Origin of the sequence: Methanoculleus sp. UBA374 (assembly GCA_002508705.1) — an archaeon.
GTDB lineage: Archaea > Halobacteriota > Methanomicrobia > Methanomicrobiales > Methanoculleaceae > Methanoculleus > Methanoculleus palmolei.
This window is the reverse complement of record DAYL01000019.1, coordinates 1-15680: the sequence shown is the minus strand read 5'-3', so window position 1 is coordinate 15680 and position 15680 is coordinate 1. Positions and strand designations below refer to the sequence as shown.

General features: G+C 61.5%; 13 protein-coding genes. 5 read left to right on the top strand and 8 right to left on the bottom strand.

Features of this window, described 5'->3' with window-relative positions; translation table 11 throughout:
• Window positions 1-8 precede the first annotated feature (8 nt).
• Entirely contained in the window at window positions 9-461 is a 453-nt protein-coding gene (locus BRA42_RS05705) for a DUF5814 domain-containing protein (RefSeq protein ID WP_292410853.1), read from the bottom strand.
• A complete protein-coding gene (locus tag BRA42_RS05700; RefSeq protein WP_292410852.1) occupies window positions 458-1084 on the bottom strand; it encodes a DUF2150 family protein in 627 nt (208 codons plus the stop codon). The genes BRA42_RS05705 and BRA42_RS05700 overlap by 4 nt, the downstream gene beginning before the upstream one ends.
• A gap of 252 nt (window positions 1085-1336) precedes the next feature.
• Here BRA42_RS05700 and thiI point away from each other — a divergent pair, with 252 nt between their 5' ends.
• The gene (thiI, locus tag BRA42_RS05695) at window positions 1337-2515 is read left to right on the top strand and encodes a tRNA uracil 4-sulfurtransferase ThiI (RefSeq protein ID WP_292410851.1); all 1179 of its coding nucleotides are present in this window, start codon (window positions 1337-1339) and stop codon (window positions 2513-2515) included.
• A gap of 197 nt (window positions 2516-2712) precedes the next feature.
• Here thiI and pscS read toward each other — a convergent pair whose 3' ends face one another.
• Both pscS and BRA42_RS05685 read right to left on the bottom strand, forming a co-directional pair.
• Window positions 2713-3891 (bottom strand): O-phospho-L-seryl-tRNA:Cys-tRNA synthase, encoded by a 1179-nt coding sequence (gene pscS / locus BRA42_RS05690; protein WP_292410850.1) that lies wholly within the window; start codon window positions 3889-3891, stop codon window positions 2713-2715.
• A complete protein-coding gene (locus BRA42_RS05685; protein ID WP_292410849.1) occupies window positions 3888-4070 on the bottom strand; it encodes a hypothetical protein in 183 nt (60 codons plus the stop codon). Before BRA42_RS05685 ends, pscS begins: the two co-directional genes overlap by 4 nt.
• A 130-nt stretch (window positions 4071-4200) precedes the next feature.
• On the opposite strand from BRA42_RS05685, the gene BRA42_RS05680 reads away from it, so the two are divergent.
• From BRA42_RS05680 to BRA42_RS05665, 4 genes are read left to right on the top strand one after another with little or no spacing between them, the layout of a single operon-like run.
• Window positions 4201-5355, top strand: a complete 1155-nt coding sequence (locus BRA42_RS05680) for an exonuclease SbcCD subunit D (protein WP_342770261.1) — start codon at window positions 4201-4203, stop codon at window positions 5353-5355.
• Window positions 5342-8515: an AAA family ATPase gene (locus tag BRA42_RS05675; protein ID WP_292410847.1), complete on the top strand. Its 3174-nt coding sequence runs from the start codon at window positions 5342-5344 to the stop codon at window positions 8513-8515. Before BRA42_RS05680 ends, BRA42_RS05675 begins: the two co-directional genes overlap by 14 nt.
• Entirely contained in the window at window positions 8515-9552 is a 1038-nt protein-coding gene (locus BRA42_RS05670; RefSeq protein WP_342770260.1) for a DNA double-strand break repair nuclease NurA, read from the top strand. The genes BRA42_RS05675 and BRA42_RS05670 overlap by 1 nt, the downstream gene beginning before the upstream one ends.
• The gene (locus BRA42_RS05665; protein ID WP_292410845.1) at window positions 9533-11128 is read left to right on the top strand and encodes an ATP-binding protein; all 1596 of its coding nucleotides are present in this window, start codon (window positions 9533-9535) and stop codon (window positions 11126-11128) included. Before BRA42_RS05670 ends, BRA42_RS05665 begins: the two co-directional genes overlap by 20 nt.
• Window positions 11129-11210: 82 nt before the next feature.
• Here the strand turns inward: BRA42_RS05665 and BRA42_RS05660 are convergent, their stop codons facing one another.
• The 4 genes from BRA42_RS05660 to BRA42_RS05645 all read right to left on the bottom strand — a co-directional run.
• On the bottom strand, window positions 11211-11720 hold the full coding sequence (locus BRA42_RS05660; protein ID WP_292410844.1) for a nucleotide-binding protein: 510 nt from the start codon (window positions 11718-11720) through the stop codon (window positions 11211-11213).
• A gap of 12 nt (window positions 11721-11732) precedes the next feature.
• Window positions 11733-12605 (bottom strand): formate/nitrite transporter family protein, encoded by an 873-nt coding sequence (locus tag BRA42_RS05655; protein ID WP_292410843.1) that lies wholly within the window; start codon window positions 12603-12605, stop codon window positions 11733-11735.
• Between the two features lie 675 nt (window positions 12606-13280).
• On the bottom strand, window positions 13281-14546 hold the full coding sequence (locus BRA42_RS05650; RefSeq protein ID WP_292410842.1) for a Coenzyme F420 hydrogenase/dehydrogenase, beta subunit C-terminal domain: 1266 nt from the start codon (window positions 14544-14546) through the stop codon (window positions 13281-13283).
• A gap of 3 nt (window positions 14547-14549) precedes the next feature.
• Window positions 14550-15680, bottom strand: a 1131-nt coding sequence (locus BRA42_RS05645; RefSeq protein ID WP_292410841.1) for a molybdopterin oxidoreductase family protein, incomplete at its 5' end; no start/stop codon positions are given.

Sequence of the window (15680 nt, the reverse complement as noted above, 5' to 3'; positions counted from 1 at the left end):
AACCCGGCCTAATGCTCGATCTTTTTTATGTGATCGATGGCGTTCTCCGCCAGTTTCTCCCGCCCCTGCAGCTCGGCGACATCCCGTATCGCTTCGAGCGTATGGACGGAGTCTTCAAGAAAACTCAGGATATCAGCGGGATAGAGGTCAATCCCGTATTCTTCGAGGAGATGGGAACTGATCTGACGGTGGTCGAGCCCCATCTCCCGGAATTCGATGATAGTGAGGGTGAACTTCCGCTCCGGACATCCACAGAACGGGGCATTCTTGCATTTACAGTCCATGAAGTCGCGGAAGAAGGCGAGAAGCTGCTCATGCGTCCGCCGGTCGAGGTTCTCGAAGTTGATCGATTTTCCGAGCGACTCAAGGAACGCACCCGAGAAAACATGGTCCGGGAGCCGGAACCCGCAAGCTCGTTCCAGTTTCCGTGCCGCCCGGAACCGGGCTTTATCCGCAATCACGACGCCTCGCCGGGCTCCTCGTCGAACTTCGCGAGAGACTTCATGGCGCCAGCCATGGTCTCTATCTCGATGAGCCACTCGTCAAAGAGGCCGGGATTCTCAACATCGTCCTTGATGTACTTCGAACAGCAGGTGGCGCCGTCGATCACGGCGGCACCGATATTCGCCGCAACCTCGAGCACCTCCTCAAGGTTCTCCTCGTCAAGATCCCGGCCCTTCTTCACGAGCGCCTTGATGTCCTTGTCGAACTCGCCCTCGAGGTACTTCCGGCAGGCGGTGAAGAGCACCAGCAAGGAGAGCTGGAGCGACCCGACGATCTCCTCAAGGTCTCCCTCAGGAAGCCCGGTCATGACAATCAACTCCACGTCATCGAGTTTCTCCGTGGCTTCCTCCTTCGTGAACCGGCCGTTCTGGTAGAGGCGGATGATCTTCAAGACCGAGAGCGTGATGTCCTCGCTGAAATTGTAGAGCATCTGCTCGCCTTCGGATACCTCTTCGCCTTCGGCGGGCTCGAAACTTGCGCCCTCAAGCGTTGTAATCCAGTTGTCCCAGCGCTCCTGATTATAAAAAATATAGAAGAGTTTCAGGGGTTCTGCCTGTTTGGCACTCGCTTTCTTCGCCATGTTCTGTACACATTCTGAGTGCTCTGTTAAAAACCATTTGCTCTTCGCGCAGGGAACCCGGATTGTCACGGTCCCGCGAAGATTCATCTATGACGAGCGAGCATAAGAAGAGCAGATGGTGGGATATTTCGGGCTTGAGACATTCCACGAATCTTGCGGGCCCATTTCAGTCGCGCCCTCGGGTATCCGGGCGACCGGCACCAGGGTCGATACCGATCCGGCCCGACGCGGCCGGGAGAGGGATAAGGATTCATGGAAGCGGTGATGATCGGGTACGGCGAGATCTTCCTCAAGAGCGAGCGGGTGAAACGGCGGTTCACAGCGACAATGACCGAAAACATCCGGCTCGCGCTGGAGGCCGAAGGACTCAAACCCGGTATCGAGATCCACCGGGAACGGGTCCTTATCTTCGGCGACGAGCCGCGGCGGATCGCTGTAACGGCCGCAAGAACCTTCGGGGTGGTGAGCGCCAGCGTCTGTACGGTGACGACGGCCGATATCGCCGGCATCGCGGCCGCCGCCGTCGAGCACGCAGAGCGGCGCCTCCGATCGGGGATGTCGTTTGCGGTCAGGGCGCGGCGGTCGGGCGTCGAGGGATTCAACAGTCAAGAACTGGCGGCGGCGGTCGGCTCGGCCGTTCTCGACCGGGTGCCGGAGGCGAGGGTCGACCTGACGGCGCCCGACTACGAGATCTTCGTGGAAGCCCGGAAATTCGGCGGTCTCGTCTGCGATGAGAAGATCCGCGGACCGGGCGGGCTCCCCTACGGGACACAGGGAGAAGTGATGACCCTGCTCTCGGCCGGCATCGACTCGCCCGTTGCGTCGTGGCTGATGATGCGCCGGGGGTGCCGGATGGTGCACGTCCACATGCAAAGCGGGCGGTACGGGGGTGCGGATGTGGAAAAGAACGTCCTGCAGAACCATGCCCGGCTCTCCGGCTGGATTCCAGGGCACCCCCTCGACCTCCTCGTCGTGGATATGGAGCCGTTCTTTGAGGTGATCACGGCGTTGAAAGAGCCCCGCTACCGGTGCATCCTCTGCAAGCGGTTCATGCTCCGGGTGGCAAGCATCCTCGCGAAAGAACGGGGCATCTCCGCGCTCGTCAACGGCGATAACCTGGGGCAGGTGGCGTCCCAGACGCTCGCGAACATGACGGTGATCGCCACGGCGGCTTCCGTTCCGGTGCTCCGGCCGCTCATCGGGTCCGACAAGGCGGAGATCGTCGAGCGCGCCCGCGCCATCGGGACGTTCGAGGCCCGGCCGGGAAGTGTCGAATGCACGGTCGCCCCCCGCTATCCCTCGACGGCTGCGCCCGCGGCGACGATCACGGCGATAGAAGAGGAGATCGACGTGGAGAGCCTCGCGGCACGGGCGGTGGGGACGGTGCGGCGGTACCGCGCAAAGAACGGGGTAATTGAGGAGGAAAGGTAAGGGGCTCCTCAATCGGAAATGCACTTTAGATGAAAAGCCATGGAGGGTGTGACTCGCAGGACGCCCATTCTCCTTACTCCAGGTTATACGCGGATTCCGAAGTTAGAGGCCAACTACCGTCCGCAAGGAAATCATCGAGCGTGAGACCGTGGCTTGCTCCGGCCTGCACGCACTCGCCCAAAAAAATCCGAGAATTTTCAGAGAATATTCAGCCCATTCTCCCGGGCAACCTCGACAAACGATTCCCCGACATGCCGGATCTGCTTTGCGGTCAGCCCGAAAGTGTTAAACTTCCAGACCTTCGTGGAGCCGGGGATGACACCGGTGATTCCTCGCTTTTTCAAGTCGCTTGAAAGAAAGTAGCCGCGTTTTTTGTGATGCTGCGCCACCGTATCGAACGAACCGCGGGTGTCTATCCGGGTCAGGGTGTGCTGCCTCGGGCAGTCCGAGAGAACCTTCGTCCCCTCGACGGAGAGGAGGGCGTCAACGACCGACTGCGAGTGCGCCACCTCGGTCTCCCAGTGCTGCACCCGCTCCCGGACATGGGGAAACGAGGCCATCATCCCGACGACGGTGACGCCCATCAAGGTGCAGCCCATCATCTCAACCTCCTTTAGTCCGAACGTCCTGCCCGTCACGTCCCCCTTTGCCTGCGTCGTCCGGAAGACTTTCGCCGCGTGCTCATTCGTCGTCGCAAGGACGCCGGAGGGCGCCGGGGCCGCCATGCTCTTGTGCCCCGACCCGACCACGAAGTCGGCGCCGAGCGCTTTACCGTCGACCGGCAGGACCCCGACCGTGTAGGCCCCGTTGACGAGGACCGGGACGTCGTACTGGTGGGCGACCTTCGCGATGCCCGCGACGTCGTGGACGTTCCCATACTGGTAGTCGACGTGGTCGACGAAGAGCAGGGGCGGTGTCTTCGAGAACTCCCGGATCACCGCCTCGATCTTCTCCGCGACGGCGTCGGGGGTGATGTGGTTCGCTGCGTCCTTCGGGATCTCCCGCGGAACCCCCCCCGCCTCCTCAACCGCCATAAACTCGGTGTAGTGGGCAAGCGACGTGAGGATGACCGGGTCGCCTTTCGAGACGAGGGTGCTCGCGACCGCCTGAAACCCCCGGCGCGCCCCGGGGACCACACGCGCCGTGTCCATATTCAGCCACGCGGCGAGGTCGGCGTGAAACTGTGCAATGGGGGGGTTTCGGATGTAGTCGAGCCGGGGAGGGTTTCGACAGTTGTCACAGACCGAGTAGCCGTCGCCGAAAGCAATTGCCGCTTTCATGGCTTCAAGAGTGAGCCGCCCACCCGCCTGGATCGGGTCGATGTTGATGTACATCTCCTCGACGTCGCGGACATCGATATCGGCCGCGCATTTCACCGGATCAACTCCTCCTCGATGATTGCAATCTGCCGCTTCACGTTCTCAAGGGAGGCTGCAGCACGTGCTTTCTGCGTTTCATCGAGGTCATGCCCCGGAGCGGTCTCCCGAAGCAGGAACCGGATGTCGGAGAGGATAAAGAGTGCCTGAAAAACTGCATCTACGGCCCTTTTTGACAAAAGATCACCATACAAATATCAGTGAGGATATATTAGATTAAGCGTATTATGGGCGCCGGGACGGCACCGGACACTTTCACGCCACGGAGATCAGGCATTTATGCACGGGGGACATGGAGAGTAATGGAGCATGAAGATCGTCCACATAGCAGACACGCATCTCGGGTTATCGGCTTTTAACCGCGTAGATCCGGAGACCGGGATGAACCTGCGCGAACATCTCGTCTACGACAACTTCCTTGCCGCCGTCGACCGGATCATCGACCTTCACCCCGATGCGCTCGTCCACGCGGGCGACCTCTTCCACCAGGTCAAGCCGAAGACCCGCGCCTACACGACGGCGCTCGACGCTCTCTCCCGCCTCCGGGACGCAGGGATACCGGTGCTCGTGATCGCGGGAAACCACAGCATGGCCAAGACCCGGTACACGGCCTCACCGTTCGAGGTGCTCGAGCGAAGCGGCTACCGCACAAACGACCTCTACGTCGCCCACCACAACCGCTACAGGCGGGTCGAACTGGACGATGTCGTATTTCACCTGATACCGAATATGCTCCTCCCCGAAGGATACCGCACGGCGTTCGAGGAGATCGCATACTCTCCCGGCACAAACGTTCTCGTCACCCACGGCCTCGCGAGCATTCTCTCGGATAAGCGGCTGCACACCGTCGCCGAACATGAACTGGACGCGACGATCCTCTCCGACCGGTTCGACTACATCGCACTCGGCCACTACCACGGCCAGGTGCAGGTCGCCGACAACGCCTGGTACAGCGGGTCTCTTGAATACTGCAACTACGGCGAGATCGCAGAGACCAAAGGCGGCCTCGCCGTGGACCTCGCTTCCGGAGAGGTCGAACATATCGACCTCCCGCATACCCCCATGATCAGCCTCGGCCGGATCAACTGCGACGGGCTCTCGGCCCGGGAGGTCATGGACGGCATCCTTGACGCGGCCGATAAAACCGGGATCGACCGACAGATCTGCCAGGTCACGCTCGACGGGATACGCCGCGAGACACTCCGCGCGCTCGACCAGAAGGCCCTCTCGGAGGTCAGGAGCCGGGCGCTGAACCTCAAGCTGCAGGTGATTGCCGTCGACGCTCCGTCCCGGATCTTTTATGAAGACTCGCTTGTCGGTGTGGACTATATCGGTGAATTCGAGCGTTTTGTGGAGAGGGAGCACCTCGCACCCGGCGAAGAGGAGTTCGTGAAGAAGACCGGGACGGCAGTCCTCCGGTCGGTCATCGCACGCCATAGAGAGGGAGAGAGTGCTGCTGAATAAACTCCGGATGCGGAACTTCAAGCGGTTTCGCGACCAGGAGATTACTTTTCAGGACGGGATCACGGGCATCGTCGGAAACAACGGGACCGGCAAGAGCAGCATCGTGAACGCCATTCTCTTCGCGCTCTACGGGCTCCAGGGGACCGGGCTCGACGGAAACTACATCGTCAGTTCCTTTGCGGGTCCACAGGACGTCTGTGAGGTACGCCTGGACTTCCTGGTCGGCGGCAACGAGTACGCTGTCGTCCGCCGGTTCAAGCGGCGCCCTTCCTCGACCCTCCACGAAGCAAAACTCTACCTGAACCAGAAACTTCTTGCAAGCAGCGTCCAGAAGGTGGGAGAGGAGGTGCAGCGGATCGTCGGCATGGGTCCGGGCGACTTCCGGAACACCATCTACGCCGGGCAGAAGGAACTCATGACCCTGCTTGAGAGCAGGGCCGGGTCCCGGAAGGACTGGTTCATGCAGGTGCTCGGCATCGATTACCTCAAGAAGGACAGTATGGAAGACCTCAAACAGGTCATCGATGCCCGGGAAAGCGCCGCTCTGGAACTCTCCGGCCGCATTCGGGAGGTGGATGCCGACGCCGTCCGCGACCGGATTTCGGCGCTCCGCGCCGATCTCGCCGGTGCAGACGAAGAGGCGGAGCGAGCGGGCGACGCCGAGAGAAAAGCCGGGGAGGCGCTCGAACGTGCCCGGGCGGAGCGCGACCGGCTGCTCGCCGTCCGCGACCGGTACCTGAACCTCGCGCGGGAAGACGAGGGGCTCACGGGCGAGATCGCACGGCTCCAAAGCGAATGCCGGGAGAGGGAGGCGGAGGTCGCAGAGCGCAGGAACCTGCAGGCCGAACTCGACGAACTCAGGCCTCTCGCCGGGCGCTACGAACCCCTGAAGGCGGAGGTTGCCGCGATGACGGAGGAGAAGGCCGCCTCGGACCGCCTGACCCTCGAAGTGAAGACCGTGGACGAGCAGGTCCGGGAGTACGACGAGCGTCGCGCGAAGATCGAAGCAGAACTCGCCGCACTTGCAGATGCCGAAAAGACGGCTGACGACCGTGCCCGGAAGGTCGTGGAGCGGCAGACCCTCCGGGACCGTATCGCGGCTATGAAGGCCCTCCAGCCGGAGTACGACGCTCTCCGGGAAGAACTTGCCCGCATGGACGAACGATTCGCCCAGACGGAGCGGCGCGTTCGGGAGAACCGGGTCGAGATCGAAGGGATCGAAGAAAAGATACGGCGCCTTCGTGCGCTCGAAACGGAGATCGGCAGCCTCGACGCCCTCCGGGACCGGGAAGAGGCGTTCCATGCGGCTCTGGAGAAGGCCCGGCAGGAAGAGCGGTGCCTGAAGGAGGTCCGCACCGCATCCGAAGAGATGAGCCTGCTCGAAAGTAAGATCGCCGACCTTGCCCGGCGCCTCGCCGGGATGGACGCCATCGATGAGAAGATCGAGTCCGCGGAGAGTCGGAAAGACTCCCTGACCTCGCGGATCAGTGCCTGCGCCGAACGCCGGGAGGCACTCCGCGAAGAGATCCGGCGGACGGCCGAACACCGGGCGGAGATCATCGCTGCGGGTCCGGAAGGGTCCTGCCCCACATGCCACCAGAGCCTCGGCGAACACTATGAGGAACTGGTCGGCGACCTTACGGCTGCTGCCGCGTCGATGCAGGCCGCGCTTGCAGACCTCGAACAGGAGTACACGAAGGCGACCGCCGACCGCGAGAGCCTCATCGCCGCCCTGCAGGACCTGCACCGGCAGCGCACCGAGTACCAGCGCTTAAAAGAGCAGCACGCGCTGTATGTATCCCGACACGAGCAGAGCGCGAGCGCCGTGCAGCGGTGGCGGGCAGAGGCCGGGGAGCACCGTGACGCGATACAGGCGCTCGGCATGGACGGCTACGACCCGGCAGCGCATACCGCCCTCAAGGAGCGGATCAGGGATCTCGCGGAGAAGCGGGCGACGGCAGATACCCTCCGGGGCGAGTGCAGCCGCCTCCCGGTCCTCCAGGAGGAGCGGCAGCGGCTCATCGTCGACGTCGAGGGCTACCTCGCCCGCAAAGAGAAGATTGAGGCGAAGGTCTCCCGACTCGGGTTCGATCAGGAGGTCCTTCAGCGCCTTGATGCGGAAGCACAGGCGCTTGAGGAGGCATTCCGGGCCTACACGGAGGCGCAGGCCCGACTCCTGCGGCGGCCGGCGCTGGAAGAAGAACAGAAGACGGTTCTTGCAAGGAGCGAAAAACTCCGGGAGAGGCAGGAATCCGCGAAAGGCGAACTCATCCGCCTCTCGTTCGATCCGGAACGCTTCGCGCGCTGCACCGAGGAGTGCAGCCGCGCCGAAGCGGCGCACCGGAAAGCGCTTGAACTCCGGGTTCGTCTCGAAGAGGTTCCGCGGCTCCTCGATGCGCTGGAAGCCAGGAAGACCCTTCTCGCGAACCGGGAGGCCGAACTCGCCCGGGTCAGAGCGGCTATCGTCGACCTTGGTTTTGACGAACGGATGGTCGCGGCGGCGGAGGAGGCACTCGCGGATTGCGAGCGGGAGATTATGGCGGCACGGGAGCGGAGGTACGCGATCGCCGCCGGGATAACCGGCCTGAAAGCGGATATCGAGGCCGAGACCGGGAAACTTGCCCGGGCGGAGGACCTTGCCAGACAGCAGGAGGCTCTCACCCTGGAGATCGGGCGCCTGAAACTGACCCGGTCGCTCATCAAGGACTACACGGACTACCTGCTGCAGGTGATCAGGGACCGGATCGAGGAGGAGGCAGGAAGGGTGCTCGCCGAGATCACCGACGGACGCTACGGCACCGTGATGCTCGACGACGATTTCACCGTCCTCGTCCACGACCTGGGAGACGACTATCCGGCCGACCGGTTCAGCGGCGGCGAACAGGACGACATCGCCATCGCCCTCCGGATCGCCCTCTCCAGGTTCCTTGCCGAAGTGAACGAGGTGCATGATTCCACGTTCCTGATCTTCGACGAGATCTTCGGGAGCCAGGACGAAGGGCGGCGGAACAACCTGCTCTGCGCACTCAGGACACAGGAGGCCCATTTCCCCCAGATTATCCTGATCTCCCACATCACCGAGGTTCAGGATGAGTTCTCGACGACGCTCATGGTCGAGATGGGGGCGGACCAGGCAAGCCAGGTCAGGGAGTGCGAGTGATGGACCAGAAGGCCCTTTACCGGGATGCGATCCGGCGGGTTGCAGGAAAGATCCGGGATGCGGCTCCGGACGACCTTTCCGGGCAGTTCACGGCGTGCAGCGGTTTTGATGCGTCGTCATACCACCGCTGCCGGCCCGAGTTCGACGGTGTGGTCTGTGCGGTGGACGGGAGCAACGCCATCGTCCTCGATGCAGGCAGTTTTGCCGTTGCGGCCGTCCGGGCTGCGGTCAGTTCATATGCCGGCACCTCACGCATCTGCCGCCGGACAACACCCCTGCACGTCGTCACCGTCAACCCCGGGAACGGAAACGAAGACTTCGACGCGCTCTTCCACGACTGCTTTCACGCTCCCCCGAAGGTGCACCTCGACCACGACGATCCGGTCCGGAACGCCGCCGTCATGCGGGATACCCTCGAGTACTGGGCGGCGACGGAGATGGCCGCGGAACTCGACGCCGGCGACCTCATCGTGCTTGACGGCACGCTCCAGGTCCGCCACGCAAGCCACGACGAGGTCATCGAGGGACTCTTGAATCTCTGCAACCTCCGGGGAGTGCTCGTCGCCGCCGTGACGAAACGGACGTCGCTCACCTGGGGGGGCGGGCACCCGATCGTCCCGGCGGCGGAAGGGCTTGCCCGCGACCTCGAGGCTCCCGAACCCTGGTACCTCTGCGTCTCCGCCGCAAAAGGCCTTCTCGACCGGGAGGAGACGCACCTCTGGAAGCAGCGGGGCGAGCAGTATGTAGCGCGGCTGCACCCGCGGGCGCAGCGGGCTTTCAAGGTGGAGATTCCCAAGTATTACAGCCAGGACCTGGTCGAAGAGGTCTTCTCCGCGCTTGCGTCCTTTGCCGACGACGGCAGGGTCACGGGCTACCCCTACCCGCTCCTCGACGCCCACCTCACCACCAGGATCGGAAAGGATACAATCGGCCAGGTCCGTCAGGACATACTCCGGGGCATGGACCGGCTCGGGATGAGCCTTGCCGATTACATCAGCATCTTTGGAGACTACCACGATGAATTTGACCGATATTGACGGCGACGACGCCTCGAAATACCGCCTGATCGGGGACCGGGTGCTCAATTACCGGTTTGCCGTTCCTCACGACGAAGAACTCTACCTCGGGGACATCCTGAAGATCACCGATCACGTCAAAGGATTGACGTTCTTTGCCAAAATAAGCGACCTGCTCCACGACTGTAACTTCTCCGACCCGAAGTGGGACACCCGCCCCCATACCGAGCACTTCTACAATATCGACGAGGACGTCTTCATCCTCGTGGAGGCGATCCCCCTCGGTTACGTGAGCAAAGACGGCGCCTTCCGCAAACCCCGGACGATCCCTGCGAAATTTTCCCGTGTGGAGCGGCCGCAGGCCGGCGACTTTGCGTTCCTGCGGCAGGTGATGGGCGAGATCGAGGTCGGAGTGATGAAGACCGGTCAGGGCGTACTGCAGGACGTGAAAGTGGCGCTCCACGCGGCGGTGATGCGGCAGCATATGGGAGTCTTTGCCACGACCGGCATGGGAAAGAGCAACTTCATGAAGGTCTTCTGTGCATCCTGTATGCGGGCACGCGAGTTCGGGCTGCTCATCGTCGACCCGCACGGCGAGTACGTGGCCGGCGGGCGGTCGTCGAGCGGCAAGGACACCCGGGGGCTCCTGCACTACCAGGCCGGCAGGGACGGGCTCTCCGTCTTTTCCACACGGTCGGAGCAGTTCCGGAAGAGGTACCACCTGGACCAGCTCTACCTGGATTACAACGACTTCCGGGCGCCCGATCTCCTCCTGCTCTACGAACACTCCCCGCCCCAGCGCGAGGTGGTGGAGATGCTCGAGAGCACGCCGGGCTCCGACGTGATCGACTTCTTCCAGAACACCGACTTTGCAACCTTTGACGCCGGGACCTACAGCGGGCGGCACCCCCGGATTGCCCGCGACGTAAAGAACTTCGCGCCGAGCACGCTCTCGGTCATGCAACGGCGCATCACCGGCATGCTCAACCGGAACAGGGGGTTCCTCCGGCAGAGCGGCTCCTCGATCCCCGATATCCTCCAGAAACTCCACGAGAACAAGGTCGTCCTGATCGATATCCCGGGGATGAGCGAACAGAGCGAACTCTTCGTGCTCTCCATCATAACGCGCAAGATTATGCGCAACCACCAGGGAGAAGGGGCCGGGGGCGAAGAGGAACCAAGACAGGTGCTGATCACCATCGAGGAGGCGCAACGGGTTCTTGGGTCGGGGCCGGGGAGCACCCAGATCTTTCGGGAAGCCGCGATGGAGGGGAGAAAGTTCGGTGTGGGGCTCTGTGTGGTCACCCAGCAGCCGAAGAATATCGATGCCCGGGTTCTGGCCCAGATTAACACCTTCGTGGTGATGGGGCTCTCCGACCGGGGGGACCGCGACACCATCGCAAGCAGCGCAAAACAGGACCTTTCACGCCTGGACACCGAGATTCAGACGCTTGAGCCGGGAGAGGCGGTCATCAGCACAATAGGGATCCCGTTTCCGGTGAGCACCCGGATCCATCTCTTTGAGGAGTATATCGAGTACCTCAATAGAAAGCCAGGGGCAAAATCGATAGATGACGGGCTTGACACGGCGTTTTAAGGGCAACGCGCGAAGGTGATGTTGGCAGGATGCTATCCGATGTCAACCGTCCCTTCACTGAATTGCTTGACGCACGAAGGCGTCAGGATTGCTGAACGTTCTCTATTTTTCGTATAGATACACAATTGATGACCGCGTCCCCGGTCAGGATATAGCGCTTGACGATGACGCCGAGCACCTCGACTACATCCCCCTTCTGCACATCTTCTAAGGGGGAGGTGAACATCTTGACCGAGATCTCGCCTGTCCGGTCGGCGACGAGATACTGCGGGCGGTTGAGGAACTGGTAATACGTCCGCTCCACGACTCCTTTCACACGCACCGGTGTCCCGAGCATGTTCAGGTTGATCTCCCGTATCCGGACGGTTCTTGCTTCCGCTTCGTAGGTCGGCACCAGTGATGCATACTGCTTCTGGCTCATGTAGTTAAGTGCAAGCGGTATGAGGATCAGCATGACAGCCGCAGGAACGCTCCAGATCAGCGCGGATACGTCCCCGGTAGCAAGGACGTATACTGCGATCAGGACCATAAAAAAGAGGAAGACGGCCAGTGTAACGACCGTCACCCTCACTTTAATATTTCCGATCTGCATCGTCAATCAGGTTTACTTGAGGGCTGCAATTTCCTTTCTGAACGCGACCCAGTAAAGGATACCTACGAAGAGCAGACCACCGACGATATTGCCGATCGTGACCGGAATGATGTTGCTGGTCCACATGGTCGTCCAGGTGAGCGTATCGACTGCCTTCGAGGGGTCAAGACCCGTGCAGAGGAGACCCGTGGGGATGAAGTACATATTCGCAACGCTGTGCTCAAACCCGCTGGCAACGAAGGCGAAGATCGGGAACCAGATACCGGCAATCTTACCGATCGCATCGTCGGCACAGATACCGAGCAGGATGGCGAGGTTGACGAGCCAGTTACAGGCGATTCCTTTGAGGAAGACCGACCACAGCGCCATACCGCCGACGTAACTCGTCTTTGCCGTCGCGATACTTATTGCGCGTAGACCGAACGCCGTGAGCGTTGCGTTTCCGGCGGCGTCGAAACTGACACACGGGCCGTATGCCATGATATACGCAAAGATTAACGACCCGATTAAGTTTCCAATATACACCCAGAGCCAGAGGTTGAGCACGCCTGCCCAGCTGACCTTGTGGATGAACGCTGCCATGGGGGCGAGCATCGCGTCACCGGTGAAGAGCTCGGCACCGGTCAGGACCGTGATGATAAGCCCCACAGGGAAGACGGCACCCAGAACGAGCTGGGCGACACCCGGACTTGCAAAACCGAACCGCATCGCAGCGTCGGATGCCATGATACCGGTGGAACAGACCGTTGCCAGGGCACCACCCATAGCGATGTAAGCCCCGGACATGATACCACGGAGGATCATGTTCCAGACGGGTAGTCCGACTTTATACTTTCCAGAATCACCCGCTTTTGCTACGATAGCAACTGGAGGATGGAACACCATTTTTCATACACCTCTCTAAACGTCCTACCTATACCATCAAGTAATCAGAGTGTATAGGTCTAATTAATCAGTAAACTGAGAGTGCTATTAATAGGTTTCGAAATGATAGTGGCGCACGGAGTGCGCAATCTAAATTAAAGCGTTTATCCCTGTCGTAAGTTAATTTCTGTCGTTAAACGAGAGGAGTCGATAAATCGTGGTTTCATCCATCCCTTTGAAGTTACGCGGAATACAGGTGGGCTTCTGGAGAGTATTTGAGCGGGTGCACGGGGGCGGGCGCGCAGGTCTCCGGATTTTCGCGTATACTCGCGTCGGGGCAACAGACGACCCGGGGAAATAGTTGGAGGACACCTGCGCGTTTTGAGAAGCCGGAGGAGGCGAGACTGCAGGGAGGACCTTGGCCGCAAACCCGCACCTGAAGAGGTCCGTATGGTGCTCTCCGGCGATATCCGAGGAACCAGGGACGTTGTCGGGTCTCTGTGGCCAGCGGTGTATGGGTGTCGCACTCCACAGCCGTATGGGGGAGCGGGGCCGGGACCGCGCCAGGGGAGCGGCGGAGAGACCCCGGCCCCGCACCCCACACACGACCTACATCGCACGGTGCTCGAACGACGATCCTTCGGAACGGCGGAAACGCACCTCACGGTGCTCGAACGACGATCCTTCGGAACGGCGTTATTTAAAGATATCAAAGATCTGATCGCTTCCGGTGGAGACGAGCCGGTCACGCTCCGCACTTTCCTCGACGAGCGCAAGCACCGGCGGGGTCATATCCGCTCCCGGGTGGAACCCAAAGAGTCTCTCGAGATCGGTCTGGATGGCGTGGAGAAAAACCGAGTTTGCTATCTCCACGGGGCAGAGTTCCTCACATTGGCCGCAGTTGACGCAGGAGTCGGAGATATGCGCGAACCGGATCAGGTGGAACATGAAAGGCGGCGGGATCACACCCGGTTCGACCAGGTAGTCCTTTTTCGTACTGCAGTCGATGCAGTAGCAGATCGGGCAGTTCTCGACGCAGGCATAGCACTTGATGCACCGGCTCGTCTGCTCACGGATCCGGTTCAAGCGTTCCGTACCCTCACCGAGCGCCCCGAAGTAGCGCGCCCGCCACTTATCGCCGAGTTTCAACATCGCGTTCTCGACCTTGCCGCGGATCTCGATGCCCTTCGGGTTTGCGGGCTCGGTGGCGACGGCCCCGGCCGCAACAGCACCGTTGAGGAGGTTCGCGCCCTTCTCGGAGCAGACCTCGACGAAAGTGGCGTTACCGGCCAAATCACCGATAACGCCCCAGTTGCCGCAGGCGAGGTCCGCCTGGCGCGGGATCTTGATCTCGCAGCGGCGGCAGTTGGACCGGCGGCCGAGCCCCTCGTTCCCGAGGAGGTCCTCCGAGCCCTCTTCAAGTTCGTCGATCGAAATCGAGGCATGATGGCCGTCTTTTGTCTTAACGATGAACTTCCCTTTGTCGATCTCCTCCTTGACAACATCGTCGGGATCAAGACCGAGTCTTTCCCGGACGATGATCCGCGCCGTCTCCGGCCGGATGGTGCCGCCGCAGTTGAGGCCGATCACGATGATGTTGTCCAGGTTGACCTGGCTGCGCTTGGCCATCTCGTAGATCGCCTTGACATCGCAGCCCTTCAGGACGGTGGCGATCCGCATAGCCGGATCGGGAGCAAGGAGACATCGCCGCATCTGTTTGGGGAGGAGCAGGGTGCCGCAGTGGAGCGAACCGGCAATCCCCCCTATCTCGGCCGGGTCCGTGATCAGGGCCGGCACCGCGTCGTAGACATCCGCGCCTTTCCGGACCGCAAAGACTCCGTCGACCATACCACTCTCGAGGGCGTGGCGCAGCAGAGCAGTGACCGCCCCGCCTGTCTCCGCTTTTTCCCGGAGGCCCTCGTCCGTCGTCCACGCATAGAGTAAATCGCCTTTTCCTGCCATTATTCACGCCTCCTTGATCTTCTCAACCTTCACGGCGCAGGCCTTATACTCGGGGATCTTGGCGATAGGGTCGAGCGCGTTGTTTGTCAGGATGTTCGCCGCACACTCCCGATAGTGGAACGGCATGAACATGACGCCCTTCATGATGTCGGGGGTCACCTTTGCGGGAACGTCGACGGACCCACGGCGGGTGCTTGCCCGGACCATTTCCTTATTTTTGATCCCGAGCGCCTGTGCGTCCTCGGGGTTGATCTCAATCCAGCCCGTGGGAGCCTCCCTCTCAAGGTCCCATGACCGGCGGGTCATGGTGCCGGTCTGCCACTGCCAGATGACCCCCCCCGTGGTGAGCACGAACGGATACTCGGCATCGGGGACCTCCGCCGGAGGTTTCCACTCGATCGGGGCGAAGATGCCGAGACCGTCGGGGTTGGAGAACCACTCCCGGTGGAGGATCGGGGTCCCCGGGTGCTCTTCGGTTGGGCAGGGCCACTGCAGGCCGTCCGGGTCGAGCCGCTCGTAGGACATGCCGTGGTAGGACGGCGTGACGGCGGCGATCTCGTTGAAGACCTCTTCGGGGTTCTTGTAGGCGAACTGCTCTGCGTAGCCCATCTTCGCGCCGAGTTCGCAGATGATCTGCCAGTCTTCCTTCACTTCACCCGGAGGTTCCTGGGCCTTCCTCCAGCGCTGGACACGCCGTTCGGTGTTCGTCTGGGTGCCGTCTTTCTCGGCGTAGCAGGCAGCGGGGAGGACGATGTCGGCGCGCTCGGCGGTCTCGGTCATGAAGATGTCCTGCACGACCATGAACTCGACGTTCCGAAGGCCCTTCTCGACGTGGTGGAGGTCCGGGCAGGAGAGCATCGGGTTCTCGCCCATGATGTAGAGCCCCTTGATCTCGCCGGGGTTGTCGGCGAGGACGTTCATCAGTTCGGTGACGGTATAGCCGACTTCGCCTTCGGCGATATCGACGCCCCAGGCGTCCATGAACTTCTTTCGGGCCGCTTCATCGGTGACCTTCTGGTAACCGGAGTAGACGTCTGGAAGGGCTCCCATGTCGCAGGCGCCCTGCATGTTGTTCTGGTCGCGGAGCGGGTTCACACCGCTTCCCGGCCTGCCCAGGTTGCCGAGCAGCATCTG

Bases quoted from the DNA above. Each gene is read 5' to 3' on its own strand.
- BRA42_RS05665 (WP_292410845.1), top strand. From the start codon at position 9,533: ATGAATTTGACCGATATTGACGGCGACGACGCCTCGAAATACCGCCTG.
- BRA42_RS05700 (WP_292410852.1), bottom strand. From the start codon at position 1,084: ATGGCGAAGAAAGCGAGTGCCAAACAGGCAGAACCCCTGAAACTCTTC.
- BRA42_RS05670 (WP_342770260.1), top strand. From the start codon at position 8,515: ATGGACCAGAAGGCCCTTTACCGGGATGCGATCCGGCGGGTTGCAGGA.
- BRA42_RS05650 (WP_292410842.1), bottom strand. From the start codon at position 14,546: ATGGCAGGAAAAGGCGATTTACTCTATGCGTGGACGACGGACGAGGGC.
- BRA42_RS05680 (WP_342770261.1), top strand. From the start codon at position 4,201: ATGAAGATCGTCCACATAGCAGACACGCATCTCGGGTTATCGGCTTTT.
- thiI (WP_292410851.1), top strand. From the start codon at position 1,337: ATGGAAGCGGTGATGATCGGGTACGGCGAGATCTTCCTCAAGAGCGAG.
- BRA42_RS05660 (WP_292410844.1), bottom strand. From the start codon at position 11,720: ATGCAGATCGGAAATATTAAAGTGAGGGTGACGGTCGTTACACTGGCC.
- BRA42_RS05655 (WP_292410843.1), bottom strand. From the start codon at position 12,605: ATGGTGTTCCATCCTCCAGTTGCTATCGTAGCAAAAGCGGGTGATTCT.